The sequence below is a fragment of the Streptosporangium sp. NPDC003464 genome (assembly GCF_053588315.1).
On record NZ_JBSFPS010000074.1, the window covers coordinates 14,191 to 37,243 of the forward strand.

Annotated in this window: 22 protein-coding genes; 2 read left to right on the plus strand and 20 right to left on the minus strand. The window is 71.1% G+C overall.

Features of this window, described 5'->3' with window-relative positions; all coding sequences use genetic code 11:
• Positions 1-11 precede the first annotated feature (11 nt).
• The 19 genes from ACWDS7_RS18445 to thrC form a co-directional block, all read right to left on the minus strand.
• On the minus strand, positions 12-824 hold the full coding sequence (locus ACWDS7_RS18445; protein WP_451930246.1) for a F0F1 ATP synthase subunit delta: 813 nt from the start codon (positions 822-824) through the stop codon (positions 12-14).
• Positions 824-1,372 carry a F0F1 ATP synthase subunit B gene (locus tag ACWDS7_RS18450; RefSeq protein ID WP_306856411.1) on the minus strand — a complete coding sequence of 183 codons (549 nt, stop codon included), beginning with the start codon at positions 1,370-1,372 and terminating at the stop codon, positions 824-826. The genes ACWDS7_RS18445 and ACWDS7_RS18450 overlap by 1 nt, the downstream gene beginning before the upstream one ends.
• 32 nt (positions 1,373-1,404) lie before the next feature.
• Positions 1,405-1,641, minus strand: a complete 237-nt coding sequence (gene atpE, locus ACWDS7_RS18455; RefSeq protein WP_184756049.1) for an ATP synthase F0 subunit C — start codon at positions 1,639-1,641, stop codon at positions 1,405-1,407.
• A gap of 63 nt (positions 1,642-1,704) precedes the next feature.
• The gene (gene atpB, locus ACWDS7_RS18460) at positions 1,705-2,496 is read right to left on the minus strand and encodes a F0F1 ATP synthase subunit A (protein ID WP_451930247.1); all 792 of its coding nucleotides are present in this window, start codon (positions 2,494-2,496) and stop codon (positions 1,705-1,707) included.
• A 67-nt stretch (positions 2,497-2,563) separates the two neighbouring features.
• Positions 2,564-2,779, minus strand: a complete 216-nt coding sequence (locus tag ACWDS7_RS18465; protein WP_451930248.1) for an AtpZ/AtpI family protein — start codon at positions 2,777-2,779, stop codon at positions 2,564-2,566.
• An 88-nt stretch (positions 2,780-2,867) separates the two neighbouring features.
• Positions 2,868-3,284, minus strand: coding sequence for a hypothetical protein (locus ACWDS7_RS18470; protein ID WP_451930249.1), 417 nt, complete (start codon positions 3,282-3,284; stop codon positions 2,868-2,870).
• A gap of 152 nt (positions 3,285-3,436) precedes the next feature.
• A complete protein-coding gene (locus tag ACWDS7_RS18475; protein WP_451930250.1) occupies positions 3,437-4,738 on the minus strand; it encodes a glycosyltransferase family 4 protein in 1,302 nt (433 codons plus the stop codon).
• 57 nt (positions 4,739-4,795) lie between these two features.
• On the minus strand, positions 4,796-6,061 hold the full coding sequence (locus ACWDS7_RS18480) for a serine hydroxymethyltransferase (protein ID WP_451930251.1): 1,266 nt from the start codon (positions 6,059-6,061) through the stop codon (positions 4,796-4,798).
• 93 nt (positions 6,062-6,154) lie between these two features.
• The gene (locus ACWDS7_RS18485; RefSeq protein WP_306856403.1) at positions 6,155-6,535 is read right to left on the minus strand and encodes a hypothetical protein; all 381 of its coding nucleotides are present in this window, start codon (positions 6,533-6,535) and stop codon (positions 6,155-6,157) included.
• A gap of 16 nt (positions 6,536-6,551) precedes the next feature.
• The gene (locus ACWDS7_RS18490; RefSeq protein WP_451930252.1) at positions 6,552-8,348 is read right to left on the minus strand and encodes a hypothetical protein; all 1,797 of its coding nucleotides are present in this window, start codon (positions 8,346-8,348) and stop codon (positions 6,552-6,554) included.
• Positions 8,349-8,456: 108 nt separating this feature from the next.
• On the minus strand, positions 8,457-9,122 hold the full coding sequence (locus ACWDS7_RS18495; protein WP_306856400.1) for an L-threonylcarbamoyladenylate synthase: 666 nt from the start codon (positions 9,120-9,122) through the stop codon (positions 8,457-8,459).
• Between the two features lie 81 nt (positions 9,123-9,203).
• On the minus strand, positions 9,204-10,058 hold the full coding sequence (gene prmC / locus ACWDS7_RS18500) for a peptide chain release factor N(5)-glutamine methyltransferase (RefSeq protein ID WP_306856398.1): 855 nt from the start codon (positions 10,056-10,058) through the stop codon (positions 9,204-9,206).
• A 9-nt stretch (positions 10,059-10,067) separates the two neighbouring features.
• Positions 10,068-11,120 carry a peptide chain release factor 1 gene (gene prfA, locus ACWDS7_RS18505; RefSeq protein ID WP_306856396.1) on the minus strand — a complete coding sequence of 351 codons (1,053 nt, stop codon included), beginning with the start codon at positions 11,118-11,120 and terminating at the stop codon, positions 10,068-10,070.
• Between the two features lie 108 nt (positions 11,121-11,228).
• The gene (gene rpmE, locus ACWDS7_RS18510; RefSeq protein WP_306856395.1) at positions 11,229-11,447 is read right to left on the minus strand and encodes a 50S ribosomal protein L31; all 219 of its coding nucleotides are present in this window, start codon (positions 11,445-11,447) and stop codon (positions 11,229-11,231) included.
• 355 nt (positions 11,448-11,802) lie between these two features.
• Positions 11,803-12,447, minus strand: a complete 645-nt coding sequence (locus ACWDS7_RS18515; RefSeq protein WP_306856394.1) for a response regulator transcription factor — start codon at positions 12,445-12,447, stop codon at positions 11,803-11,805.
• Positions 12,448-12,459: 12 nt separating this feature from the next.
• A complete protein-coding gene (locus ACWDS7_RS18520) occupies positions 12,460-13,779 on the minus strand; it encodes a sensor histidine kinase (RefSeq protein WP_451930253.1) in 1,320 nt (439 codons plus the stop codon).
• A 218-nt stretch (positions 13,780-13,997) separates the two neighbouring features.
• The gene (gene rho / locus ACWDS7_RS18525; protein ID WP_451930254.1) at positions 13,998-16,022 is read right to left on the minus strand and encodes a transcription termination factor Rho; all 2,025 of its coding nucleotides are present in this window, start codon (positions 16,020-16,022) and stop codon (positions 13,998-14,000) included.
• A 465-nt stretch (positions 16,023-16,487) separates the two neighbouring features.
• Complete coding sequence (locus tag ACWDS7_RS18530) at positions 16,488-17,480, minus strand: homoserine kinase (RefSeq protein WP_451930255.1); 993 nt, start codon at positions 17,478-17,480, stop codon at positions 16,488-16,490.
• A gap of 265 nt (positions 17,481-17,745) precedes the next feature.
• The gene (thrC, locus tag ACWDS7_RS18535; RefSeq protein ID WP_451930256.1) at positions 17,746-18,804 is read right to left on the minus strand and encodes a threonine synthase; all 1,059 of its coding nucleotides are present in this window, start codon (positions 18,802-18,804) and stop codon (positions 17,746-17,748) included.
• Positions 18,805-19,016: 212 nt separating this feature from the next.
• On the opposite strand from thrC, the gene ACWDS7_RS18540 reads away from it, so the two are divergent.
• On the plus strand, positions 19,017-20,699 hold the full coding sequence (locus tag ACWDS7_RS18540) for a glycosyltransferase family 2 protein (RefSeq protein WP_451930257.1): 1,683 nt from the start codon (positions 19,017-19,019) through the stop codon (positions 20,697-20,699).
• A gap of 5 nt (positions 20,700-20,704) precedes the next feature.
• Here ACWDS7_RS18540 and ACWDS7_RS18545 read toward each other — a convergent pair whose 3' ends face one another.
• On the minus strand, positions 20,705-22,030 hold the full coding sequence (locus ACWDS7_RS18545; protein ID WP_451930258.1) for an MFS transporter: 1,326 nt from the start codon (positions 22,028-22,030) through the stop codon (positions 20,705-20,707).
• 91 nt (positions 22,031-22,121) lie between these two features.
• Between ACWDS7_RS18545 and ACWDS7_RS18550 the strand changes: the two genes are divergently transcribed.
• Positions 22,122-22,919, plus strand: a complete 798-nt coding sequence (locus tag ACWDS7_RS18550; protein WP_451930259.1) for an SAM-dependent methyltransferase — start codon at positions 22,122-22,124, stop codon at positions 22,917-22,919.
• Positions 22,920-23,053 lie beyond the last annotated feature (134 nt).

Sequence of the window (23,053 nt, forward strand, 5' to 3'; positions counted from 1 at the left end):
TCCCTATTCGCCTAGCCGGCCAACCGGCGGCGGACTTCTTCGATTCGTCCCGCGATGGTGGTGTCGATGAGGTCGTCCCCGATCTGAACCGAGAACCCTCCGAGCACTCGCGGATCCACCTCGACGTTCAGATGAACGTCGCGGCCATACGAGGTGCGCAGCCACGTGGCGAGACGCCGCTTCTGCTCCTCGGAGAGCTCGACAGCGCTGCGCACCACCGCGACGAGGCGCTCCCGCTGGGCGGCGACCAGGTTGCCGAACTCCTCAAGTCCTCTGTCCAGGCTACGTCCTCGCGGATGCACCACGAGCTGCGTCACCAGACGGAGGGTGGCGGGGGCGACCTTGCCGCCGAGCAGGGAGCCCAGCAGCTCCTGCTTGGCCTGCAGGGGAGCGCCGGGGTCGGTCAGGGACCGGTGCAGCTCCAGGTTCGAGGCGACGATGCGCCCGAACCGGAACAGCTCGTCCTCGACGTCGTCGAGCCTGCCCTGCGCCTCGGCCTCGGCCGCGGCGGCGATGACGCCGAGGCGCTCGAGCGCGTCGGCCAGGTCGCCCGAGCGCGCCCACTTGGCGGACACGGCCGCGGTGGCCGTCTCCAGCGCGGCGTCGCTGACCTTGCCCTCCAGCAGGGCCCGTACGGCTTGCGCCTTCTGGGCCACCGGGCGGGCGGGGTCGGACAGATTGCGGCGGAGCCCGTGCTCACGGTCGAACAGGTCGGCGACCGCGAAGAGCTCGTCGGCCAGCGAGCCGAGGTCCGCGCTTCCCGCAACGGCGTTGAAGCGCTCTTCGACCTCGGCCAGCGAAGCCCTGCTCAGACCTCTCAGCATCAGCGGACCGCCGCGCTGCTCGACTCGAGCTCCTCAAGGAACCGGTCGACGGTGCGGCGCTGGCGCGCCTCGTCCTCAAGGGACTCACCGACGATGCGGCTGGCCAGCTCCGTCGACAGACGGCCGATCTCGGCGCGGAGCTGGGCGAACGCCTGCTGGCGGTCGGCCTCGATCTGGGCGTGGGCCGCCTCGACGAGACGGCGGGCCTCGGCCTGCGCCTCCTCGCGGAGCTCCGCCTTGATCTGCGCGCCCTGCTCGCGAGCCTCTTCACGCAGGCGGGAAGCCTCGTGACGAGCCTCGGAGAGCTGGTCCTTGTACTGCTTGAGCAGCGCCTGGGCCTCGGCCTGCGCGTCCTGCGCCTTCTGGATGCCGCCTTCGATGGCCTCGGTCCGCTCGACCAGAGTCTTCTGGATGCGCGGGGTGAGGATCTTACCGACGACGACGAGGACGACGAGGAACGCGAAGACTCCGACGACCAGCTCGTAGGTGTGTGGGATGAGGGGGTTGCCCCCCTCCTCCGCTGCCAGGAGCGAAGCTGCCTGAATCATGTGTGCAGCCTTCCGTCAGGTTTTGATGCGTCTTAGCCGCGGAACATGAACGGCGCGACGAGGCCGATCAGGGCCAGCGCCTCGGTCAGAACGAAGCCGAGCAGCATGTTCTGGCGGATCAGGCCGTAGGCCTCCGGCTGACGGGCGATGGCCTGCACACCCTGACCGAAGATGATGCCGACGCCGATGCCGGGGCCGATCGCGGCGAGGCCGTAACCGATCGAGCCGAGGTTGGAGAGGGAGCCGGTGACCTCAGCGAGGACGCTCATTGTGTGTTCCTTTACGGATCGGCCGGTGGGTCGTCCACCGGTCTGGACTATTCGAGGTTGGTCTTAGTGCTCGGCGTGGAGCGAGTTGCCGATGTACATCGCGGCGAGCATTGCGAAGAGGAACGCCTGCAGGAACTGGATGAACATCTCGAAGCCGGTCATGGCGATCGTCATGATGACGCCGACCACGCCGAGCGGGGCGCCCAGCGGTGTGAGCTTCTCGAAGAGGAACCAGAAGCCGACGAGGCTGAAGAACGCGAGGATGATGTGACCGGCGAACATGTTGGCGAACAGTCGCACCGCGTGGGTGAAGGGCGCGATGACCATGTTCGAGAGGAGCTCGATGGGGGCCAGCAGCACGTAGATCGGCTTGGGCAGTCCCGGCGGGAACATCATGTTCTTGAAGTAGCCGACCGCGCCCTGGTGCTTGACGCCCAGGTAGATCTTGAGGAAGTAGATGCTGAGCGCCAGCACGACGGGGAAGGCGATGTGCGAGGCGACCGGGAACTGCAGGACGGGAACGACACCCATCAGGTTCCAGATCCAGACCATGAAGAAGATGCTGAGCAGCAGGCCCATCCACCGGTCGGCGTCCTTGCCGAGGAACGGCCGGGCGACCTGGTCGCGGACGAACATGTAACCCATCTCGGCGACGTTCTGGACGCCCCGGGGCACGATCTTCGGGTTGGCGAACGCGGACCAGCAGAAGGCCACGACGATGAGCGTGCTCAGGAGCGCCAGCAGAACCGGCTTCGTGAACCAGTCGACGCCTGGGATGATCGGGGGGGAGTCGAAGAGTTCGAGGCCCGGGGCCGTGAACTCGTCCCCGGAAGCGAGGAGCGTCAGCGTGCTCACGCGGCGTTCCCTTCAGCGTGGTAGTGGATCGAAATGGCTTCGTCAGCGAAGCGACCGCCGCCGAAGGCTAGCGACCGTACTTCCGGTAGACCAGGTAGACGGCGAGAGCGACTCCGAGGATCAATCCGATCGGGGTGAAGGCGACCACGCCAGTCCATTTGGACAGCAACCAGCCCGCACCGCCGTACAGGAGCATCCCGGAAAGCAGATAGCTGGGGATCGACCAGGCGGCGCTGGCGAAGTCGCGGCCGTCGTCCTCGGGCCGGATTTTCTTTTCGCTCATCGCGGGCATGACGATAGCAGCCGCGACGAGGACTAGTCATATCGGGCCCGGTCATCCCGGCGAGCGAGATACTACGCCTCATCGGGAATCACCTCGACCCAGGGGTCTTGCCGTCGGGGTCGACGTAGAGCATCTTGAGCTTCATGAAGCCCCGCATCTCGCCGACGGTCCAGGCGACGGTGCACGCGACGGCGCCCCAGCCGAAGGCCCTGGGCTCGAACGCGGTGACGTCCTCGAACGCCTTCAGCAGGCCCATGACGATGATGATCTTCACCACGTAACCCACGACGGCGGCCGTCATCATCGCCATGGGCGAGACGCGGCTGGCGTAGGAGACCGCGACGATGCCGAGGGTGAAGAAGGCGCAGACGACCAGGGCCCCGATCGCCGCGCCCAGCGCCCCCTTGCCTCCGGCCACGAGGGCGGCGACGACGACCACGACGAGGCCCACCAGCAGTGTGGGTATGGCCGCCCCCTTCAAGAGGCGTACGTCGTTGGCCTGCATCGGCACTCCAAGTAACTGTTATCAAGCGAGCGATTGCTACCTTGCAGGGCTCATCCTGTTGAGCGGCTGCTAGTGAAAGCTATCACAAGCTCACGGAAGAGCGCCTTTACCTGCCGTTTCAAGTAAACGATCAAGAGGTTTCCGGGAGGTGTTCAACGCAGCGTCTCAGGGGTTGAGAAACCCGGGCTGGGAGCGGTAAGTGACAGGTCAGGCAGCACGGAGCGGACCGCGGTGTCGTCGTCGGCCGCGGCCGACCGGGGGCCGGACGGCTCCGGCGGGAGCGGACGGGCCTGCTCCTGGGCCGGCCCTCCGCCGGGGCGGATGTGCCGCCCGCCGGCCTGGACCCCGCCGCCGCCGTTGCCGCCCTTGCGCGCCCGCCAGCGCGGCAGCGCCATCATCACCAGCACGCCCACCGCCAGCAGCACCGTGAGCGGGAACAGCACGAGCGGGACGCCCTCGACGGACATCGCCACGACCGCGAAGGCGAACAGGAACGTCCAGGTGTACATGATCAGCACGCTGCGCCGGTGCGAGTGGCCGATGTCCAGCAGCCGGTGGTGCAGATGGCCCCGGTCGGGGGCGAACGGCGACAGGCCGTTGGAGGTGCGCCGGACCACCGCCATGATCAGGTCAAGCAGCGGCAGTACCAGGATGGCGACCGGCACCAGCATCGGCAGGATCACCGGGAAGCGGTTGATGCTGGTCGAGTCGAGCGGCGTGATGGTGATCATCGTGGACGCGAGGACCAGGCCGATCAGCATCGCCCCGGTGTCGCCCATGAAGATCTTCGCCGGGTGGAAGTTGTGCGGCAGGAAACCGAGGCATATGCCGATGAGCACCGAGGCGATCGCCGCCGTGACGTTGATGCTGGTGTCGGCGTAGTCCTTGGACAGGACGATGGAGTAGGTCCAGGTGGCCATGGCGGCGATGCCGACGATCCCGGCCGCCAGGCCGTCCAGCCCGTCGACGAAGTTGACCGCGTTGATCATGACGACCACGACCAGGATCGTGATCAGCGGGCTCAGCGTGGAGTCGAGGATGACCTGGCCGCCCAGCGAGCTGGGCAGCGGGAGCCACGGCAGGCTGACGTCGAAGGCGACCAGGACGCCCGCGGCGCCGACCTGACCGGCGAGCTTGATGAGGGCGTCCATCCCCCACCAGTCGTCCAGGAAACCGGTCAGGGTGATCAGGCCGCCCGCCGCGATCAGCGCGATCACGGTCTTGCCCTCGGCCAGCCTGCCCCCGGCGTAGGGTAACTGGCTGGCGATCAGCAGGCCGGCGACGAGCCCGCCGTACATGGCCAGACCGCCGAGTCTGGGCGTCGGGGTGGTGTGCACATCACGGTCACGGACCTCTGGCATCGCACCGATGCGGATGGCGAACACGCGGATCAGCGGGACCAGGAGATAGGTCACCGCCGCCGCCACCAGCGCCATGAGTAGGTATTCGCGCACGGACCTAGTTTCGCGGATAGTCCGGCCAGCTGTGACCGGAAAACGACACAGAACAGCTCATAGTTCGCTGGGATAAATCTGATGGGTCTCCGTCAGCGCCGCCACCCGCTGCCGGATCTCTCCCACTGCGTCAGGGTCTCGGATGACCTGCGCCACCATCGAGGCCACTTCCTTCATCTGCTCGGGCCCCATCCCCTGCGTCGTGACGCAGGGGGTGCCGACCCGGATGCCGGAGGTCACCGTGGGCGGCTCGGGGTCGTAGGGGATCGCGTTGCGGTTCAGCGTGATCCCCGCGGCGGTGCACCGCTGCTCGGCCACCGCGCCGGTGATCCCCATGTCGCGCAGGTCGATCAGGGCCAGATGGCTGTCGGTGCCGCCGGAGACCGGCCGCATGCCCTCGGCGGCCAGCGCGTCGGCCAGCACCTGGGCGTTCGCCACCACCTGGCGCGCGTAGTCGGCGAACTCCGGCTGGAGCGCCTCGCCGAACGCCACCGCCTTGGCCGCCACCGCGTGCATCAGCGGGCCTCCCTGGATGAACGGGAAGACCGCCCGGTCGATCTTGGCGGCCAGCTCCCCCGTGCACATGATGCCGCCGCCCCTCGGGCCGCGCAGCGCCTTGTGCGTGGTGAAGGTGACCACGTCGGCGTACGGCACGGCCGACGGCAGCGCGCCCCCGGCCATCAGGCCGATGGTGTGGGCGACGTCGGCCAGCAGCCAGGCGCCGACCTCGTCCGCGATCCCCCGGAAGGCGGCGAAGTCGATCTCCCGCGGGTAGGCGGTGGCGCCACAGATGATCATCTTGGGCTGGTGCCGCAGCGCCAGCTCCCTGACCTCGTCGTAGTCGATCAGCTCGGTGTCCCGGCGCACACCGTAGGCGACGACGTCGAACCACCGGCCGGAGAAGTTGACCCGGGAGCCGTGGGTGAGGTGGCCGCCGTGTGACAGCTCCATGGCCAGCACCGTGTCGCCCGGCTGGAGCAGCGCGGCGTAGGCGGCCAGGTTGGCCGAGGCGCCCGAGTGGGGCTGGACGTTGACGTGGTCGGCGCCGAACAGCAGCTTGGCCCGGTCGATCGCGAGCCTCTCGGCCCGGTCGACGACCTCGCAGCCGGCGTAGTAGCGCCTGCCGGGATATCCCTCGGCGTATTTGTTGGTGAGCGTCGATCCGAGCGCGGCGAGCACGGCGGGCGAGGCGAAGTTCTCGCTCGCGATGAGCTGGAGGCCGCCGCGGAGCCGGTCGAGCTCGTCGAGGAGCACACGCGCGACCTCTGGGTCCCGCCTGTGCAGGAGCCCGAAGTCGGGCCCGTAGTACGGCTCTGCGCCCATGGCTCACATCCCGGGGATGACGACTCAACCCACTTTAAGCCCGGACGCCCCCGCTTTCCGAGGCCAGGGGCGCGCCATCACCGGAACGCGCCGTCACGAGAACGCGTGCGGGGCCCCGGCGTTGGCGGGCACCCACCTCGGGGTGTCGGCCGCCTGGTCGCTGATCGAGGTGAGGATCGCCTGCCGGTAGAGGCCGAGGCGGGTGCGCCACTCGGCCATCTCCTTCACGTAGCGTCCCGACACCGGGGCGTCCCAGACGTCTCGGCTCCTGGCCAGCTGGTAGGCCCGGTCGAGGCTGGCCGCCAGGTCGTCGAGGGCGGGGAGCACCTGCCGCCACATCGTGACCAGCCGCTGGTAGTCGGGGTTGAACTCCCACGAGGTGGCCCTGTCGGGGGAGGGCAGGCCGAGACTCCCCGAGGCGGGCGGGGTCTCTCCCGGCTGCAGCGGCTGCGGTGCTGGTGGATCCACGAACATCACAGGCTCCTCACGCTCACTGCCCGCCCGACCGTCCGCCGGGTGGCGGGACCGGCCGCAGCGGGTCTCCCGGATCCACGTCGCCCGCCGGGCCGTCCGGCCCGACGTCCATGGGTGCCCACGCGCCCTCGCCCCACGTCTCGCCGTCGGGCACCCGCACGCTCGGCATGTCCACCGGCTCGACATCGCGCGCGTTGTCGGCCAGCGTCTTGAGCGCCTCGACGCTCGGCGGGTCCGCCTGGACCGAGACCACGTCGCCGTCGGCCTGCCACGCGGCCGCCTGGCCGACGGCGGGCCGCGTCTCCGCGCTCCCGGGGGCGTTCCCGGCCGACCGGGTGCCGCTCTCCTGCCCGTCCGGCGGCTGGAACGCCTGGTCCAGGTCGGCCGTGTCGGGGACGGGGACGCCGGAGTCGGTCCACGGCGGCGCCGTGCGGGGCTCGATCCGGTCGGGCCGGGCGGCGGTGTCGGAGCCGCCGTCGGCGTCGGGCATCTCCAGCGGCGGGATGTCCTCGATGTTCTTCAGCAGTTCGGCGACCTCCGCCGCCGTGGGCGAGTCGAGGGGGACCTGGAGGACCGGCACGCCGTCCACCGCCACGACCCTCGGCTTCATGTCGCCGCGCTGGTCGATGTCGTCGGGGTGGTCCTTCCGCGCGGTGTCCAGGATGTCGCCGTCGGAGGTGGAGCCCCCGTCCCGGGGAGAGGTCTCATCGCCCTTCGAACCCGTGCCGTCCTTGAAATCAGAACCGGCACCGTCCTCCGAACCCACACCCGGACCGTCATCGGTGACATTCTCCACCGGAGGATCGAAACCCTCCCCCGACCCATCAGGGACAGACCCCCCGTCCCGCGGAGAGGTCTCATCACCCTTCGAACCCGTGCCGTCCTTGAAATCAGAACCGGCACCGTCCTCCGAACCCACACCCGGACCGTCATCGGTGACATTCTCCACCGGAGGATCGAAACCCTCCCCCGACCCATCAGGGACAGACCCCCCGTCCCGCGGAGAGGTCTCATCACCCTTCGAACCGGTGTCGGGCTTGAGGTCGGAACCGTTGTCGGAGACGTTCTCCATCCGGGGGTCGTAGACGTTCACCTTGCGGGAACCGTCGTCGTCCCCGGACCTGTCGGAGGTGGGCCCCCCGTCCCGCGGAGAGGTCTCATCGCCCTTGGAGCCGGTGCCGCCCTTGGAGTCGGAGCCGGTGTCGCGGGATGGCGTCTCGTCGCCCCTGGATCCGGTCTCGCGGGATGGCGTCTCGTCGCCCCTCGACCCGGTCTCGCGGGGGGACGGCTCGTCGCCCTTGGTGTCGCCCTTGGACCCGGTGTCCCGGGGGGACGACTCGTCGCCCTTGGAGCCGGTGTCGGGCTTGGGATCGGGCCTGGGGTCCGGCTCCGAGCCGTCCTTCGGCCGGTCGGCCTGGGGGTGCTCGCGCGCCGGCGGCCCCTCGTCGCCCCTGGGGACGGCAGGTTTCAGATCTTCGGCCTTCGGCGTCGTCGGCCGGGGCTCGGACTTCCCGTCCGCCCCGGAGCCCGGGTCGGCGGTCTTCGGCTCCCCGGCCCTCGGCTCGGCCGCGGGCGCCGCCTCCTGCTTGATCTTCTTCTCCAGCAGCGCCACCCGGGCGGAGACGTCGCGGACCATCACCTCGCACGCGTCGGCGACCTGCGACGGACGGTGGGCCGACTGCGAGGAGAGCCCCGCCCCGCTCATCAGCTGGGTGATCCGGCCCTCGGCGTCACGCATCCGCGTGACCGCCTGCTTGACCTCGGACAGCAGATCACGGACCAGCTCGGGGTCCATTCCGTCGAACTTGCCCATGGGCGTCTCCCGGAAGTGTCGGCGCACTTCACCGTACCGGGGAGACAGCCCGGCGTCACGATGATAATCAGACGGTATCGATCACGGCATAAGCCGTGGACCGGCCGGTCAGTCGTCGGCCTCCGGGCCCGCGTCCGTGGCCACGTAGCCGATCACGCCGCGCAGCTTCTCCACCGGGACGGCCCCCCGGCGCAGCAGCCTGGGGACCGCTGTGGTCAGGTCGAGGATCGTGGAGGGGACGTTGTCGGGGCACGGGCCGCCGTCGAGATAGACCGCGACCGAGTCGCCGAGCTGCTTCTCGGCGTCGGCCGCCGTGGTGGCGGCGGGGGCACCGGAGCGGTTGGCGCTGGAGACGGCCATCGGGCCGGTCTCCTTGAGCAGCTCCAGTGCGACCGGGTGCAGGGGCATCCGGATCGCGACGGTGCCCTTGCTGTCGCCCAGGTCCCACGACAGCGACCGGTTGGCGCGGCAGATCAGCGTCAGCGGGCCGGGCCAGAAGGAGTCGACGAGGTCCTGGCCGTAGGGGCCGAGGTTCTCCACGAGGGCGTTGGCGGCGCGCACGGTGCCGACCAGCACGGGCACCGGCATGTCCCGGCCGCGCCCCTTGGCCTCCAGCAGGGAGGTGACGGCGGCCGGGGTGAAGGCGTCGGCGCCGATGCCGTAGACGGTGTCGGTCGGCAGCACCACGAGCTCGCCCCGCCGTACGGCCGAGGCCGCGTCGGTCAGGCCGTCGGCCCGCTGCGCGGCGTCCATGCAGTCATACTGTCGGCTCACTGTGCCTCCTCACCTGGCGGCTCGTCATCAGTGAGCCGAAGCTGCTGCGTTCATGTGCTCGCCCGCCCACGCCGTGCCATCCTATTCCTGGCCGAAACGGGCGGTGACAAAGCGGTCCCGGCGGGTGAGGTCCTGGCGGCTGCGGACGTCGCGCCAGCCGTTGTCCTCGGAGAAGATCAGATAGACCGGGGTGCCCTGCTGGTCGGCGTGCTCCACGGCGACGAACCCGCCGGGCCGCAGCAGCCGCCTGGCGGTCCGTTCCACCGCCCTGACCTCGTCGAGACCGTCGCTGCCCGAGCCGTACAGTGCCCGGTGCGGGTCGTAGTCGCGCACCTCGGGGTCGCGGGGGATCGCGCCCGGCGGGATGTAGGGCGGGTTGGAGATGACCAGGTCCACCTGGCCGTCGAGCTCGGACAGGGCGTCGGCCAGGTCCTCCGGGTGCAGGTGGACCCGGCCCTGGCCGTGCTCCAGGATGTTGCGCTTGGCCCAGCGGTAGGCGTCGGGGTCGACCTCGACCGCGTGCACCGTGGCGAGCGCGATCTCCTGGGCGATGGACAGCGCGATGGCGCCGGAGCCGGTGCCGAGGTCCACGACCACCGGCGAGGCGACGTCCATCTCCCTCAGCCGCTCGATGGCCCATCCGGCCACGACCTCGGTCTCCGGGCGCGGCACGAACACGCCCGGCCCGACCTCCAGGGAGAGATAGCGGAAGTAGGCGCGCCCGGTGATGTGCTGGAGCGGTTCGCGGGCCTCACGCCGGGCGACGCCCTCCCAGAAGAGCGCGTCGAAGTCCGCGTCTGTCACGTTGTGCAGCTCGCTGCGCCGTACACCGTGGACATATGCCGCGATCTCCTCGGCGTCGGTGCGTGGCGACGGCACACCTGCCTCGGCGAGCCGGGCGGTGGCGAGGGCGATCTCGTCCAGCAGAAAGGTCATGGGCGCGTTCTATGAGTGGGCGGCGAGCTTCTCCGCCATCTCGGCGTCAAGCAGGGACTGGATGACGGCCGTGAGGTCACCGTCCAGAACCTGATCAAGGTTGTAGGCCTTGAAGCCGACACGGTGGTCGGAGATGCGGTTCTCGGGGAAGTTGTAGGTGCGGATGCGCTCGGAGCGGTCGACCGTCCGGATCTGGGACTTGCGCTCGGCCATCGCGGCGGCGTTGGCCTCCTCCTCGGCGATGGCCTGCAGGCGGGCCCGGAGGATGCGCATGGCCGACTCCTTGTTCTGGAGCTGGCTCTTCTCGTTCTGGCAGGAGGCGACCACACCGGTCGGGATGTGCGTGATCCGCACCGCCGAGTCGGTGGTGTTGACGCTCTGCCCGCCGGGGCCGCTGGAGCGGTAGACGTCGATGCGCAGGTCGTTCGGGTCGATCTGGACGTCGACCTCCTCGGCCTCCGGATAGACCAGGACGCCCGCCGCGCTGGTGTGGATGCGGCCCTGCGACTCGGTGACCGGCACCCGCTGGACGCGGTGCACGCCGCCCTCGAACTTCAGCTTCGACCAGACGCCCTCGTCGCCCCTGGCCTTCAGGGCGACCGTGACGTCCTTGTAGCCGCCCAGGTCGGAGTGGGTGGCGTCGATGAGCTCGGTCTTCCAGCCGATCCGCTCGGCGTAGCGCAGGTACATCCGCAGGAGGTCGCCGGCGAACAGCGCCGACTCCTCACCGCCCTCGCCCGCCTTGATCTCCATGATGATGTCCTTGTCATCGTTGGGATCACGCGGGACGAGCAGGTGCCGGAGCTTGTCCTCCAGCTCGGGGACGCGCCCTTCGAGCTCTCTGGCCTCCTCGGCGAAGGCCTCGTCCTCGGCCGCCAGCTCCTTGGCCGTGGCCAGGTCGTCGCGGACGCCCTCGAGCTCCCGATGGGTGTTGACGATCGGGGTCAGCTCGGCGTAGCGCCTGCCGAAGGTGCGTGCCTGCGTCGGGTTGGCGTGCACGGCGGGATCGGCGAGCTTGAGTTCCAGCTCGGCGTACTCACTGAGCAGCTCGTCGAGATTCACCGTGCGTCCTTCCTGAAAAGCCCTTCCGAGCCTGCCTAATCACCACGAACGCCGACCCGGGTGCCCCCTCGGAGAACGGGGGGGTTCCGGGCCGGCGTCGAGTGTGGGCTACTGGCCCGTGGTCTTCTTGCCGAAGCGCTTCTCGAAGCGCGCCACCCGGCCGCCGGTGTCCAGGATCTTCTGCTTGCCCGTGTAGAACGGGTGGCAGGCCGAGCACACGTCGGCGTGGATCACGCCGCTCTTGGCGGTGCTGCGCGTGGTGAAGGAGTTACCACAGGTGCAGGTCACCTCGGTGGTCACGTACTCCGGGTGAATGTCGGGCTTCATGGCTTCAGTCCTCTCCAAGGCGCGGTCGCCGGGTCGCCACTGTCTCTCGCCTGTCAGGCTTGCGCGCGGTGTGCACACTGAGGTGCGCGCGGGCGGGAACCGGAACCGCTGCGGTTCGGCTACCAGTGTGCCAGATGCTCCAACCACCCCAGGCCACAAGACATTCCCCGCGCGCATGGCCCGCGTTTGTGGACAGGTCACAACGGCCCCACCGGCTCCAGTGCTCAAATCGTAATTTTATCGAATATTTACCTTACCCGGCGAGCGGACCAGGTCCGCCTGTACGGCACCGGCCGTGTCGGCGGCCAGGGCACGTGGGGACGGTGTCCGGCGGTGGACGGCGCCGGACGCCGTCTCATCTGCCCAGGTAGGCCAGGACGGCGAGGACCCGGCGGTGGTCGTCGGAGGCGGGTTCGAGGCCGAGCTTGGAGAAGATGCCGGAGATGTGCTTCTCCACCGCGCCGTCGGTGACCGCCAGCCGCGCGGCGACCGCCGCGTTGGAGCGGCCCTCGGCCATCAGGGCCAGGACCTCCCGCTCCCTGGCGGTCAGGGACTCCAGCGGGTCGTCCCGGCGGTGGCGGCTCAGCAGCTGCGCGATCACTTCGGGATCGATGACCGTCCCCCCCGCCGCCACCCGGCGCACCGCGTCGAGGAACTCCGACACGTCGGCGATCCGCTCCTTGAGCAGGTAGCCGACCGCCGCGGCGCCCCCGCCGATCAGCTCGGTGGCGTACTGCTGCTCGACATACTGCGACAGCACCAGGATCGGCAGCCCCGGCCGCCGGGACCTGGCCTCCAGGGCGGCGCGCAGCCCCTCGTCGGTGTGGCTCGGCGGCATCCGCACGTCCACGACCGCCAGGTCGGGAGCGTGCTCGGCCACCGCGGCCACCAGGCCGGGGCCGTCCCCCGCCACCCCGACGGTCTCGATCCCGCCGTCGGCCAGCAACCGGGCGAGCCCCTCACGCAACAGCACCGAGTCTTCGGCGATCACCACCCGCATGGGCTCAAGTTTTCACCACTCGCAGGGCAGTTCGGCGCGGATCAGCGTGGGACCGCCGAGTGGGCTGTCCACGCTCAGCGTGCCGTCGATGGTCGCGGCCCGGTCCGCCAGCCCCGCGAGGCCGCCTCCGGCGCGCGGCACCGCGGCGCCGACCCCGTTGTCGTGCACCTCGACCACCACCCGCTGGCCCCGCCGGCTGACCCGGATCGACGCCTCGGTCGCCTCGGAGTGCTTGACCATGTTGGTCAGGGACTCGGCCACGATGAAGTAGGCGATGCTCTCCACGGCGGCCGGAGGGCGGTGGGAGACCTCCACCGACAGGTCCACCCGTACGGGCGCCCGGGCCGCGAGCGAGGACAGCGCCGCGTCCAGCCCCCGGTCGGTGAGGATCGCCGGATGGATGCCCCGGGCGAGATCGCGCAGCTCGGCGATCGCCGCCTTGGTGCCGGCGTGGGCCTGGGCGATGAGCTCCCGGGCGCCCTGCGGGTCGGAGTCCATCCTGGCCTGGGCCCGGCCCAGGTCGATGGCGACCGACAGCAGCCGCTGCTGGGCGCCGTCGTGCAGGTCGCGTTCGATCCTGCGCCGCTCCGCCTCGGCCGCGTCGACCCCGCGTGCCCGGCTGGCCCGCAGGTGGGCCGCCCGGGCGGCCAGCAGGTTCTTCTCCCCCGCGCCCAGCAGCGCGAGAGCGAGCATCCCGTGCAGCCGGGCCATCCCCCGCGTCGCGTAGAGCGCGACGAGGAAGATCCCCAGCCCGGCGGGCACGCACAGCAGCGCCTCCGGCACGGTGCCGACCAGCACCCCGTCGGTGATCGTCAGCGGACCGCCGGCGAGCAGCAGGGCCGTGGGCGTGAGGACCAGGCCGAGTGCCAGCGACCACAGGACCGCCGAGACGACGAACTCCACGATCCCCACCGGCACCAACAGCACCAGATAGAGGAGGTCCTTCCAGGTGGCCGGGTCGGCGAACACGTCCTTCCAGCGCAGGAACAGGTTGTCGCGCCGGGAGGGGCGGTAGGGGTCGGGGATCGTGACGCCGAAGGCCAGTCCGAGCAGCCTGCGCTCCAGCATCGCCGCACCGCGCCAGGCGAAGACGGTCAGCGCGGCCAGCGGCACCCCCGCCCACACGACCACCAGGCTGAGCGAGATCGGGATCGCCGACGCCAGGAAGGCGGCGCAGGTGATGCCGTAGAACATGCTCGCCAGCAGGTACGGCACGGCGCGCCAGGTCATCGGGTCGACGATCATCCCGAGCGGCCCGTTCGGCCCCAGCGGCACCCGCCGGCACAACGGCGTGCGCGCCACCGGTCCGCCCACCGCCGTCTCGGCCGTCATACGCCCCCCTCTGGCTCCGTGCGCTGCGATCACGGTCCGCGTCCGGGCCCGCCGGGGCCGGGGCGCGGTGAAATGCCCGACGGACCCCGGGGCGCGGTGAGATGGGGCGGACGGGCGTCCTGAAGTATGGATATCCCGAAGAGTGCGCCCGCACAAGGGCCCGGAGACGACAGACGCCCCGGCCGTGGGGCCGGGGCGTGAGCCGTACAGCGAGGTGATCAGTCGCGGTCGGAGCTGACCGTCGTCTTCTGGACCTGGAGGAGGAACTCCGCGTTGGACTTGGTCTCCCTCATCTTCTCCAGGAGCAGCTCCAGTGCCTGCTGCATGTCCAGGGCGTGGAGCACCCGGCGCAGCTTCCAGACGATCTGCAGCTCGTCCTTCGACATGAGGATCTCTTCCTTGCGGGTGCTGGACGCGTCGACGTCCACCGCCGGGAAGATGCGCTTGTCGGCCAGGGAGCGGTTGAGCTTGAGCTCCATGTTGCCGGTGCCCTTGAACTCCTCGAAGATGACCTCGTCCATCTTCGAGCCGGTCTCGACCAGCGCGGTGGCGAGGATCGTCAGCGAGCCGCCGTTCTCGATGTTGCGGGCGGCGCCGAAGAAGCGCTTGGGCGGGTAGAGCGCCGTGGAGTCGACACCACCCGACAGGATGCGGCCGGAGGCCGGGGCCGCCAGGTTGTAGGCCCGGCCCAGACGGGTGATCGAGTCGAGCAGCACGACCACGTCGTGGCCCAGCTCCACCAGACGCTTGGCGCGCTCGATGGCGAGCTCGGCGACCGTGGTGTGGTCCTCGGCGGGGCGGTCGAAGGTCGAGTGGATGACCTCGCCCTTGACCGAGCGCTGCATGTCGGTGACCTCTTCCGGACGCTCGTCCACGAGGACGACCATCAGGTGGCACTCGGGGCTGTTGCGCGTGATCGCGTTGGCGATCGCCTGGAGCACCATCGTCTTACCGGCCTTGGGCGGGGAGACGATGAGGCCGCGCTGGCCCTTGCCGATCGGCGAGACGAGGTCGATGATCCGCGTGCTCAGGACGTTGGGCTCGGTCTCCAGGCGGAGCCGCTCCTGCGGGTACAGCGGCGTGAGCTTGTTGAAGTCGGGCCGCTGCCGCGCCTGCTCCGGGTCCATGCCGTTGACCGTGTCGAGGCGGACGAGCGCGTTGAACTTCTCGCGGCGCTCGCCGTCGCGGGGCTGGCGGACGGCGCCGGTGACGACGTCGCCCTTGCGCAGGCCGTTGCGGCGGATCTGGGCCAGGGAGACGTAGACGTCGTTGGAGCCCGGCAGGTAGCCGCTGGTCCGCACGAACGCGTAGTTGTCGAGGATGTCCAGGATGCCGGCGATCGGGATCAGGACGTCGTCGTCGCCGACCACGGGCTCGTTGCTGTCGAAGCGGTCACGGCCACGGCGGTTGCGCTCCCGGAACCGGCCGCGGCGGCCACGGCGGTCGTCGTCGTCGCCGACGCCGTGCTGGTCGCCGCGGTCCTGCGGGCCACGGTTCTGCGGGCCGCGGTCACCGCGGTCGCCCCGCTCGGCGCGGTCGTTCACCCGGTCGTTGCGCTCGCCACGGTCGTTGCGCTCGCCACGGTCGTTGCGCTCACCGCGCTCGCCGCGGTCGTTACGCTCGCCGCGGTCGCCGCGCTCACCACGGCTCTGGCCCGCGTCGGCGGCGCGCTGGTCGCCACGGCCGTCGCCGCGCTCACGGCGGTCGCCGGTGCGCTCGCCACGGTCGCTGTTGCGGCTGCGGCGGTCGCCGCGCTCCCGACGGCTCTCGCCACGCTCGGGACGGCTGTCGGTCTGAACGGCCTCCGCCTGCTGCTCCACCACGGGAGCGGCCGCGGCCACGGCCACGGGCTCGGGAGCGGCGGGCGCCTGCTCGGCCACGGGCTCGGCGGCGACGGCCGGGCGGGAACGTTCCCTGCGGCTGCGGGCCGGGCGCTCGGCGACCGGCTCGGCCGCGACGGCCGGAGCCGGCGGAGTCTCCTTGACAGCGGCGGCGGGAGCAGGGGCGCTCTCGGGTGATACGCCCTGCTTCTCCTGGATGGCCGCGATGAGCTGGCTCTTGCGCATCCGCCCGGTCCCGCTGATGCCAAGCCCGGAGGCCATGGCCTGCAGCTCAGGCAGCACCATGGCGGACAGGCCGGTGCCGGAGCGACGGCGCGGCCGGGCCGCGGCGCGGGTGGGGGTGTCGCCGGCCGCCGGCGGCGCGCCGGCGGCGTCGGAGAGGAGTTCGGTGGTGTCGCTCACTAATGGGTCCTTCCCAGGGGTCGGGCGTGGCCACGATCAGCCAATCGTCCCGGTGGTGCGATCAACCCGGTGGGACAGACCGGGTCGGGTTGCACGTTGCGATCCTCGACGGCCCGTGAGGGCCGCCGCCACTGTCGGAGAAGGGCACATCCATGCCGTCACCATCGAGATTCGCCGACGGTGGGGCTTGGAGGACACCCCCCGGATTGCTACCGGCAACCAGATGTCGAGGTAATTCGAACGCGCGTGTCCCCTCAAACGCCGCCTCTCGTTACCCCAACCGAATGTGGAGCATTCGGAGGGGACGGATTCGGGGAGGCCACTGCGGCGCTCACATCCCACGGAGTGGGACATGATGCAGCGATGTGTGGCTGACAAGCACGCACCCAACAAGGGGGCACCTGGTGCGGCTACCAGCCTAACATCACCAGCGCACACAGCTATTCCCTGAAGGTCGAAGAGGCATCAGCGTGTCTCGGGAGAGCCAACGCAGGCACCGCGGGTTTCGACATCCAGTGGCTGGATGTGCCAATCAGTACCCACTTCCGGTGCGATCAAATCCTGCGTATCCACTGTCGAAAACGCAAGAATTGTGGGGCCCGCTCCCGAGACGACCGTAGGGACGCCGAGCCCGCGCAGACGTTGTACCAGATCCACGCTCTGCGGCATCGCAGGCGCGCGGTAGTTCTGGTGCAGCCGATCTTCGGTGGCGGCCAGCAGGAGCTCCCGCTCCGGCCGGCCGGTCAGCGCCGCGATCAGCAGCGCGGCCCGTCCGGCGTTCGCGGACGCGTCGGCGTGCGGCACGTCCTTGGGGAGCAGCCCCCGGGCGACCTCTGTGGACAGCCGGTGCCTGGGGATGATGGCCACGGGCCGGATGTCGGCGTGTGGGATCAGCTTCACCATATGCGGTGCGTCCGACTGGTCCGTCCACGCGATGGTCAGTCCACCCGCCAGGCACGGGGCCACGTTGTCGGGATGCCCCTCGATCTCGGTGGCCAGCGCGAAGACGTCGTCGTCGGTGAACCGGGCGGCCGCCTCCGGACCGCCGGGGACGGCCCCCGCCGGACCGGGCGCGGCCGGGTAGGGCGTGCCGGCCAGCGCCCGCGCGGCGAGGATGCCCGCGCAGGTCGCCGCCGAGGAGGAGCCCAGCCCCCGGGCGTGCGGGATGCGGTTGAGGCAGCGCAGCCGGATGCCGCGCGGCTGCGGCAGGCCCATCCGGTCGAAGGTCGTGCGCATCGTCTTGACGATGAGATGGCCCTCGCCCAGGTCGAGCTCGCCCTCACCCTCGCCCTCGACCACGATGGCGACGCTCCGGGACCCGGGGCCGCCCGGGGGCTCCACCAGGCTGACCTCGACCTCGTCGTAGAGGCCGAGGGCCAGCCCCAGGGCGTCGAACCCGGGGCCGAGGTTGGCTGACGTCGCCGGGACCCGGACGACGACCCTGCTGCTGTCGGTCATCGAAATTCTGGGGCGCAGGCCCCTGGCTTGGCCATAGGGAGGGAGCCCCTCCTCCTATCTGACTGTTCGGCGCGGTGCTCTGACTGTTCGGCGCGGTGCTCTGACTGTTCGGCCCGGTGCGCGGATGGGCGGTCGGTGCGGGACGTCACGGCGGGGCATGGGACGGCCACGGCGGGCGGGACGCCACGGCGGGACGGCGCCGGCGGACGCGGGGCGCCGCGGGGACGCCCCGCCGTACCGGTGCCGTCACGGCGGGCACGGGACGCTAGGCGAGGCCGAGCGCCGTGGCCGCGGCGTGGGCGTCGATGGGGATCGTCACCGGGGTGGGCGCCCCGGAGATGGCCCAGTCGGGGTCCTTGAGGCCGTTGCCGGTCACCGTGCAGACGATGCGACGGCCCGGCTCGACGAGGCCCTGCCCGTGGGCCTGGAGAAGACCGGCCACGCTGGCGGCGGAGGCGAGCTCGACGAACACGCCCTCCTCCTGGGCCAGCAGCTTGTAGGCGGCGGCGATCTGACGGTCGGTGACGGCCTGGATGACGCCGCCGGACTCGTCACGGGCGGCCTCGGCGAGCTGCCAGGAGGCGGGGTTGCCGATGCGGATGGCGGTGGCGATCGTGTGCGGGTGGGTCACCGGCGCTCCGTTGACGATCGGCGCGGCGCCGCTGGCCTGGAAGCCGAACATCCGGGGCGTCTTGGTGGAGACGCCGTCGGCGGCGTATTCGGTGTAGCCCATCCAGTAGGCGGAGATGTTGCCCGCGTTGCCGACCGGGATGCAGTGGATGTCGGGTGCGTCGCCGAGCGCGTCGACGATCTCGAAGGCCGCGGTCTTCTGGCCCTGGAGCCGGAACGGGTTCACCGAGTTGACCAGCGCGATGGGGTAGTTCTCCGACAGCTTCCTGGTCATCTCCAGGCAGTCGTCGAAGGAGCCCTCGACCTGGAGCAGCGTGGCCCCGTGGACCAGCGCCTGGGCCAGCTTGCCCATCGCGATCTTGCCCCGGGGCACCAGCACGGCGCAGGTCAGGCCCGCGCGGACCGCGTAGGCGGCGGCGGAGGCGCTGGTGTTGCCGGTGGAGGCGCAGATGACGGCCTTCGCGCCGTCTTCGACGGCCTTGCTGATGGCCATGGTCATGCCACGGTCCTTGAAGCTGCCGGTCGGGTTCGCGCCCTCGACCTTGAGATAGACGTCGCAGCCGGTCAGGGCCGATACCCGGTGCGCCGGGACGAGCGGCGTGCCGCCCTCCAGGAGCGTGACGACGGGCGTCGCCGTGGTCACCGGAAGTCGGTCACGGTACTCCTCGATGAGGCCACGCCACGCCCTGGTCATGATTGCTCCTCCCGCGCACGGGTACACCGTGCGCGTCCTACCTGCGGTGTTAGGCAACGAGTCTACGGGCAACGGCCTACGCGATGGGATGTGCCGTCCATCCAATGGACAGCGCGGGCGACTTCCCCGCCCGCCCACAGGAAACCCTAAGCATGCGGGGATAGGGTTGACAGGACTTGACAAGCGGTAACGCAGACAAGGGGCGCCACACCATGACGGATGGAGCGAGGATCGACCTGCCCCCGATCCGGCACAACGACTACTCCCCCCTGGACCCGCCCACGCTGGGCGGATGGGATCCGGCGCTCCCGGTGAGCGTGGTCATCCCCGCCTACGGCGGCCAGCACAGACTCGACCTGACCCTCGCCGCCCTGGCGGCGCAGACCTACCCCGGTCACCTCACGGAGGTGATCGTGGTGGACGACGGCAGCGACCCGCCCCTGCGGCTGCCGGAGATCGCCCCGCCGGACACCAGGATCGTGGCCGCCGCCCCCGGAGGCTGGGGCATCGCGCACGCGGTGAACACCGGGGCCGCCCTCGCCGAGGGCCGGATCATCCACCGCCTGGACGCCGACATGGTCGTCTGCCGCGAGCACATCGAGGCGATGGCCCGCTGGCACCACCTGGCCGGCTACCTGGTCGCCATCGGCGCCAAGAAGTTCCTCAAGGAGCCCGAGATCTCCCCCGCCGATCTGTACGACGGCGTGCGCACGGGCCCGCTGGGAGCCGTCTTCGACCTGTCGGAGGCGCTGGCCAGCTCCACCGAGCAGACCATCTCCCGCACCGACGGCCTGCGGACCAGCCGCAACCCCTACCACGTGTGCACCGGACCGACGGTGTCGATGCTGCGGGAGACCTTCCACGCCGTCGGCGGGGTGGATCCCGACGTGCTCCGGGGCGAGGACACCGAGTTCGCCTACCGGCTGGCCGCGCACGGCGTGGTCTTCGTCCCCGAGATGGCGGCCGAGGCCGTGCACCTGGGGCTCCCGGCGCAGCGCCGCGACCGTGACCGGGTGGTCCGCGCGGTCGGCCCCTACCTCGCCCACCGCGTGCCGCTCCGCCGCGACCTGCGCAAGGACCGGGGCCGGCGGTGGCTGGTGCCGTATGTGGAGGTGGTGCTCCACCTCGACGGCGAGGTCAAGGACGACAGGCCGGTGCGTGAGGCGGTGAGCGCGGCGCTGGAGGGGTCGGTGACCGACGTGGTGGTCACCCTGGTCGCCCCCTGGTCCCGGCTGACCTCGGGCCGCCGCCCGGTGCTCGGCGACCCCTCCTTCGAGCTGCGGCTGCTGCGCGAGCACTTCGCCCACGACGAGCGGGTACGGCTGGCCGACGAGGTCTCCGCCACGCCCGCGCCGATCCCGTTCCGCTACACGGGCCCGGTCTCGGTCCCGCTGGGGCCCGACTCGCTGGAGCGGATGATCGCCGCGGTCCAGGGCGACCGGTCCGGCATGCTCGTCGTCGGCCTCGACGACGGCGGCTCGGCGACGCTGGAGCGGACCGAGGCGCTGGGCAGGGCGCTCCTGCTGGGCGCCGACGACGTCCCCGCCTCGATCAGGGCCACCCACGGCGTACGGCACGGCGAGCGGGCGGAGTTCTGGCCGGCCCGGGCCGCCGCCGCCCCGGCTCCGGCGGGCAGGCCGGGGCGGGCCACGGTCGACAGCAGGCCCGCGGTCAAACCCGCGGACAGGCCCGCGCAGGCCACCGCCGGCGGCGGGCCCGCCGACAGGCCCGCAGCGGCCGCGGGGGGCAGGCCGGCGGAGGACAGGCCCGCGGACAGGCCGGCGCGGAGCGCGGCCGACAAGCCCGCGCAGGCCGGGGCGGGCGGGTTCACGGTGCCGGCGCGGAAGCCGAAGTCCCGGCTCGCCAGGTTCCGCTCCGCGATCCGCAGGGGCTGAGCCGGTCAGCCGGCCGCGACCAGGCTCTCGCTCTCCTCGGGCAGGGGCCTCACGCGCCGCCGCACCATGAGCCCGAAGGCCACGACGAGCAGGCCCGACAGGCCCGATATCACGAACGGGGCGGCGGGCCGCCAGGTGTCGTAGAGCAGACCGCCGAGGCCGGAGACCACGAGGATGCCGACGGCCCCGCACAGCGTCTGCACCCCGTAGGCGGAGCCGCGCACGGCGGCGGGGGCCTGCTGGGCCAGCAGCGGGCCGGCGGTGGTGATCGCGGCGATCTCTCCCAGGCCGACGAGCACGGCCACCAGCATCATGCCGGAGCCGAGCGGGTCGCTGATCAGCAGCGTGGACAGGTAGGACACCGCCGCGACGGCCTGGGCGAGGATGAGCACGTCCTGGCGCCGCATCCGGTCGCCCAGCCAGCCGAACAGCGGCGCGGCGACCATGGCCACGGTCTGGGCGATGCCGACCACGGCCCCGCCGCGGGCCAGCGCCTCGGCCGCCGACATGCCGCGCTCGCCGGTGGCGTAGTCGATCACCCACAGGGACATGAAGCCCGCCACGACGGCGAGGTCGGCGCGGGCGACGAACGCCGCCGCGTAGGACAGCGCCACGCCGGGGTCCCGGGCGAGCGCGACGCCCTCCCTGACCAGCCGGGCCAGCGGGACGCGCTCGGCGGCCGCGCCGACCCGGACGGTGGACAGGGTGAACCACATCAGCCCGGCGACGGCGAGGACGGCCGCGGCGATGATCAGGAACGAGACGCGGGCGGCGTCGACCGGGGCCATCCCCCGGTCCTCGAAGATCTTGGGCAGGCGGACCAGGGCGAGCACCGCGACCATCGCGCCCAGACCGCTGAACAGGCCGACCAGGCCGTAGGCCTTGCCCCGGGAACCGTCGCGGACGTAGTCGACGGCCACCGTCGACAGCATCCCGCTGAGCGCGGCCACGCCGAGGGCGAAGACCACCCGCAGCGCGACGAGCACGGTCGTGTTCCCGGCGAACGGGAACAGCGCGGCGCCCAGCGCGCACAGCGCGAACCCGGCCACCACGACGGGCCGGCGGCCGAACCGGTCGGCCAGCGCGCCGTACCAGGCCAGGCTGGCGATCATCGCGATCTCGGCGGCGACGCCGAGCAGGCCGACGGCCTTGCCCTGGTCACCCTCCGCGACGCCCAGGACGCCGCCCAGGATGTACGGCTGCGCCGCCGGCAGGAAGGAGATGACCATGGTCGCGACGAACGACATGGACAGGCAGGCCCACATGTTGCCGCGGCCGATGCCGTCGGCGAGCTGCAGGCCCAGGACGCGGCGCGGGGAGGAGGCGGCCATGGCGCGATCTTGTCAGCTCCGGGGCCGGTTCTCCAGCGCCTCTTATATATGATCACGATAATTCCGGAAATATCCCACCGGGGAGCGGCACGTGACCGACCAGATACCTAAGGGTATTCAGACGCATATTCCGAATGTCGCACGTATGTACGACTACTACCTCGGCGGCAAGGACAACTTCCCGGCCGACCGGGAGGCCGCGGAGAAGGTCCTCGGCGTCGTCCCCGAGATCCGCCACAGCGCCCGGTCCAACCGTGCCTTCCTCGGCCGCGCCGTCGACTTCGTCGCGCGCTCGGGCATCCGCCAGTTCCTCGACATCGGCGCCGGGCTGCCCACCCAGAACAACGTGCACCAGGTCGCCACGGGCGCCCGGGTCGTCTACGTCGACATCGACCCGACCGTCCTGGTCCACGGCAGGGCGATCCTCGGCAAGAACGAGAACGTGACCATCGTCCAAGGGGACGTGCGCCGCCCCGGCGAGATCCTGGAACACCCGGACGTCCGCGCGGCGATCGACTTCGACCAGCCGGTGGCGGTGCTCATGCTGGCGATCATGCATTTCGTCCCCGACGAGGACGACCCCGCGGGCATCATCGCCACCTTCCGCCGCGCCATGGCGCCCGGCAGCCATCTGATCCTCTCCCACGTCGCGGTCGACGCCAGGCCGGAGGCGGCCGAGGGGGTCACCAAGGTGTACGACCGGGCGTCCTCGCCCTTCGTCCCCCGGACGGGCGAGGAGATCACCCGCCTGTTCGACGGCCTCGACGTGGTCGAGCCCGGGATCGTCAACCTCCCCGAGTGGCGCCCGGCCCCCGACGCCGTGGTCCCCTACAAGGGCATCGGGTCCTACTTCCTCGGCGGGGTCGGCGTGGTCACCGGGGACAGGTGACCGCCCGCCCGGCGGGCGCGGACCGGTCGCGCCGGGCGGTCCGCGCCCCGGCCGGAGCCCTCGCCGCCGGCCGGTGACGCGCATGGTGTACGCCAAGTGCACCCGCCTGGCGATGCCCCGCGACAAGCTGTTCG

Bases quoted from the DNA above. Each gene is read 5' to 3' on its own strand.
- ACWDS7_RS18445 (WP_451930246.1), bottom strand. From the start codon at position 824: ATGCTGAGAGGTCTGAGCAGGGCTTCGCTGGCCGAGGTCGAAGAGCGC.
- ACWDS7_RS18450 (WP_306856411.1), bottom strand. From the start codon at position 1,372: ATGATTCAGGCAGCTTCGCTCCTGGCAGCGGAGGAGGGGGGCAACCCC.
- atpE (WP_184756049.1), bottom strand. From the start codon at position 1,641: ATGAGCGTCCTCGCTGAGGTCACCGGCTCCCTCTCCAACCTCGGCTCG.
- ACWDS7_RS18465 (WP_451930248.1), bottom strand. From the start codon at position 2,779: ATGAGCGAAAAGAAAATCCGGCCCGAGGACGACGGCCGCGACTTCGCC.
- ACWDS7_RS18470 (WP_451930249.1), bottom strand. From the start codon at position 3,284: ATGCAGGCCAACGACGTACGCCTCTTGAAGGGGGCGGCCATACCCACA.
- ACWDS7_RS18480 (WP_451930251.1), bottom strand. From the start codon at position 6,061: ATGGGCGCAGAGCCGTACTACGGGCCCGACTTCGGGCTCCTGCACAGG.
- ACWDS7_RS18485 (WP_306856403.1), bottom strand. From the start codon at position 6,535: ATGTTCGTGGATCCACCAGCACCGCAGCCGCTGCAGCCGGGAGAGACC.
- ACWDS7_RS18490 (WP_451930252.1), bottom strand. From the start codon at position 8,348: ATGGGCAAGTTCGACGGAATGGACCCCGAGCTGGTCCGTGATCTGCTG.
- prmC (WP_306856398.1), bottom strand. From the start codon at position 10,058: ATGACCTTTCTGCTGGACGAGATCGCCCTCGCCACCGCCCGGCTCGCC.
- rpmE (WP_306856395.1), bottom strand. From the start codon at position 11,447: ATGAAGCCCGACATTCACCCGGAGTACGTGACCACCGAGGTGACCTGC.
- ACWDS7_RS18515 (WP_306856394.1), bottom strand. From the start codon at position 12,447: ATGCGGGTGGTGATCGCCGAAGACTCGGTGCTGTTGCGTGAGGGGCTC.
- ACWDS7_RS18520 (WP_451930253.1), bottom strand. From the start codon at position 13,779: ATGACGGCCGAGACGGCGGTGGGCGGACCGGTGGCGCGCACGCCGTTG.
- ACWDS7_RS18530 (WP_451930255.1), bottom strand. From the start codon at position 17,480: ATGACCGACAGCAGCAGGGTCGTCGTCCGGGTCCCGGCGACGTCAGCC.
- thrC (WP_451930256.1), bottom strand. From the start codon at position 18,804: ATGACCAGGGCGTGGCGTGGCCTCATCGAGGAGTACCGTGACCGACTT.
- ACWDS7_RS18540 (WP_451930257.1), top strand. From the start codon at position 19,017: ATGACGGATGGAGCGAGGATCGACCTGCCCCCGATCCGGCACAACGAC.
- ACWDS7_RS18545 (WP_451930258.1), bottom strand. From the start codon at position 22,030: ATGGCCGCCTCCTCCCCGCGCCGCGTCCTGGGCCTGCAGCTCGCCGAC.